The sequence below is a fragment of the Streptomyces solincola genome, assembly GCF_002982015.1.
In the GTDB taxonomy this organism is placed as follows: Bacteria; Actinomycetota; Actinomycetes; order Streptomycetales; family Streptomycetaceae; genus Streptomyces; species Streptomyces solincola.
The window spans coordinates 1-2,962 of record NZ_PVLV01000414.1; the positions used below are offsets into that span (position 1 = coordinate 1).

The following is a 2,962-nucleotide window of genomic DNA, read 5'->3' on the forward strand; positions in this document are numbered from 1 at the left end:
CCCGAAGCAGCGGACCGAAGCAGTGGACCAGGCCGGACCACCGGCCCGGCCCGGTCCACTGCTCCGGTCCGCTGCTCCGGTCCGGTCCGGTGGTCCGGCCTGATCCGCTGCTTCGGTCCGCTGCTTCGGGCCGGTCCGGTCCGCTGGTCCGGCCCGCTGGTCGGGTCCCTGCCCTGGCCGGGCCCGGCCCCGTAGGCTGATCGTATGACCGACGAACTGCCCGAGATGCGGGCCTCGGACGCCGAGCGGGAGCAGATCGCGGAACGCCTGCGGGACGCGATGGCCGAGGGCCGGCTCGACATGGCGGAGTTCCAGGAGCGGCTGGACGCGGCGTACACCGCCCGGACCCGCGGCGAGCTGGTCCCCCTGGTCCGGGACCTGCCGTCGGCGGGGTCGGCGGCCCTGCCCGACCGGGCGGGTCCCGAGCGGAGCTGGACGGGCCGGGTGGGCAAGCCGGCCACCTCCCGGGGCGGGTTCGCGTTCTGGGGCGGCTTCTCGCGGCGCGGGACCTGGACGGTCGGCCGGACGTTCACCGGGGTCGCCGTCCAGGCGGGTGGCGAGATCGACCTGCGGGACGCCGACTTCGAGGACCGCGAGATCGTCATCCGCTGCTTCGCCCTGATGGGCGGCATCCAGGTGACCGTGCCGCCGGAGCTGCACGTGGAGGTCACCGGCTTCGGCCTCATGGGCGGCTTCGACGACCGGGGCGCCGGCCCGGGCGCCCCGGGCTCGCCCGTCGTCCGCGTCACCGGCTTCGCCCTGATGGGCGGCATCGGCGTGGAGCGCAAGCGGCGCAAGGGCGAGAAGAAGAGGCTGGAGAAGGAGCGGCAGGCTGGCGAGCTGGAGGGCTAGTCCCTCTCGCCGAGGGCTTCAGGGCCGCCCCGCCGGGAACTCGACGAGCGGTCGGGGAGTACCTGAGGTAGGGACGAGGGCGAGGACGGGCACCAGGGCCGGACTCGGACCGGGGCCGTACCGGGTACGCACGCGCGACGGGTGGAGTGGATGGACCAGACGAAGGACACGGCCGCGAGCCGCCAGGCGGACCCGGCGGACGGTGCGGGGAAGGGGCGCACCGCCCCCGGGGCCGGCGCGGCGGCCGGCTTCGCGTACACGGCCGCCGACGAGGAGAAGCGCCGGGGCGTACGCCGGATGAAGCTCACCGCCACCGGACTGCTGCTGTTCGTGGCGGTGGTGTACGTGCTGGCCACCTGGGCCGAGCGGTCCGGGATCACCGGCTGGCCCGGCTATGTGGCGGCGGCCGCCGAGGCCGGCATGGTCGGCGCGCTGGCCGACTGGTTCGCGGTGACCGCGCTGTTCCGCCGCCCGCTGGGGCTGCCCATCCCGCACACCGCGATCATCCCCACCAAGAAGGACCAGCTCGGTGCGTCCCTGGGCTCCTTCGTCGGCGAGAACTTCCTCTCCGGGGACGTGGTGCGCGGCCGGCTGCGGGCGCTCGGCATCGTCGGCCGGGTCGGGGCCTGGCTGGCCCGGCCCGCGCACGCCGACCGGGTCACCGCCGAGCTGGCGACCGCGCTGCGCGGCGCGCTGACCGTGCTGCGGGACGCCGACGTCCAAGCCGTCGTCGGCGAGGCGATCACCCGGCGCGCGGAGGCGGTGGAGATCGCCCCGGGCGCGGGCAAGACGCTGGAGAAGATCGTCGCCGACGGGGCGCACCACCGCGCCGTGGACCTGGTGTGCGCCCGCGCCCACGACTGGCTGGTGCTGCACGGCGACTCGGTGATGGACGCGGTGCAGGGCGGCGCGCCGGGCTGGACGCCGAGGTTCGTGGACCGCAAGGTCGGCGAACGCGTCTACCGGGAGCTGCTGCGGTTCGTCACCGAGATGCGGGACATGCCCGGCCACCCGGCGCGCGGCGCGCTGGACCGCTTCCTCGCCGACTTCGCCGCCGACCTCCAGGGCGACACCGAGACCCGGGCGAGGCTGGAGCGTGTCAAGTCCGACCTGGTGGCCCGGCCCGAGGTGCAGGACATCATCGCCTCGGCCTGGTCCTCGGTGCGCGCCATGATCCTGTCCGCGGCGGAGGACGAGCGCAGCGAGCTGCGGCTGCGCGCCCGGGCCTCGCTGATCTCGCTGGGGCAGCGGCTGGCCGCCGACGCCCGGCTCCAGGCCAAGGCGGAGGGCTGGATCGAGGACGCGGCGGTCTACGTGGTCACCACCTACCGCACCGAGATCACCTCGCTGATCAGCGACACGGTGGCGAGCTGGGACGCCGACCAGACCTCGCGGAAGATCGAGGCGCACATCGGGCGCGACCTGCAATTCATCCGGATCAACGGCACCGTCGTCGGCGCCCTGGCCGGCCTGCTGATCCACACCCTGTCCCACGCACTGGGCGGCTGACCCCGTCACGTCGGAGGGGGCGGGCCCTCGTCCGCTGTGCCGTCCCCGTGCCGTCCCCGTGCCGTCCTCGTGCCGTCCTCGTGCCGGGCGGCGGGGCGGCCCCTGCCCGGCCGACCCGCCGCCCGGCGCTTCCCGGGGAGGCACCCGGTAGTACGGACGGCGGGCCCGGTGCGTTCACCCGGCCCCCCGCCTCCCCTGCCTCAGGGGCGTACGTTGCGCTCGACCGCCCAGGAGGCCGCCGCCATCGCCCCGGCCACCGAGAACACCGCGGGCCACGCGCCGAGCTTCTTGGCCAGCGGGTGCGAGCCGGCGAACGCCGCCACATAGGCGGCCGTGAGCGCGGTCGCCGCCTTGCCGCCGCTGCGCCGGGTCCACTCCCACGCGGCCACGGTGCCGGCCGCCGCCAGCGCCACCCCGCCCAGCGGCCGCTGCTTGGTCCACCGCGCCACGGCGTATCCGCCGACCAGCCCGCTCGCCGCGACCGCCGCCGCCGGAATCCTCGCCATGTCCGTCCTCCTGCTCCTGCGCCGAACCCACCGCGCGGCCCCGGGCCGCGCTCCACGACCGAGGCTAGTACGCGGCCGGGGACGCGGTACGGCGG

At 75.9% G+C, this 2,962-nt stretch carries 3 protein-coding genes; 2 read left to right on the forward strand and 1 reads right to left on the reverse strand.

Annotated features, from left to right (window positions below; translation table 11 throughout):
* Nucleotides 1-204 precede the first annotated feature (204 nt).
* Nucleotides 205-852 carry a DUF1707 SHOCT-like domain-containing protein gene (locus C6N75_RS23380; RefSeq protein ID WP_105870873.1) on the forward strand — a complete coding sequence of 216 codons (648 nt, stop codon included), beginning with the start codon at nucleotides 205-207 and terminating at the stop codon, nucleotides 850-852.
* A gap of 150 nt (nucleotides 853-1,002) precedes the next feature.
* Nucleotides 1,003-2,361, forward strand: a complete 1,359-nt coding sequence (locus C6N75_RS23385) for a DUF445 domain-containing protein (protein ID WP_105870874.1) — start codon at nucleotides 1,003-1,005, stop codon at nucleotides 2,359-2,361.
* 200 nt (nucleotides 2,362-2,561) lie between these two features.
* On the opposite strand, the gene C6N75_RS23390 is transcribed toward C6N75_RS23385, so the two are convergent.
* A complete protein-coding gene (locus tag C6N75_RS23390) occupies nucleotides 2,562-2,867 on the reverse strand; it encodes a hypothetical protein (RefSeq protein ID WP_105870875.1) in 306 nt (101 codons plus the stop codon).
* Nucleotides 2,868-2,962 lie beyond the last annotated feature (95 nt).

Coding starts and splice junctions, on each gene's coding strand:
- C6N75_RS23385 (WP_105870874.1), top strand. CDS start 1,003: ATGGACCAGACGAAGGACACGGCCGCGAGCCGCCAGGCGGACCCGGCG.
- C6N75_RS23380 (WP_105870873.1), top strand. CDS start 205: ATGACCGACGAACTGCCCGAGATGCGGGCCTCGGACGCCGAGCGGGAG.
- C6N75_RS23390 (WP_105870875.1), bottom strand. CDS start 2,867: ATGGCGAGGATTCCGGCGGCGGCGGTCGCGGCGAGCGGGCTGGTCGGC.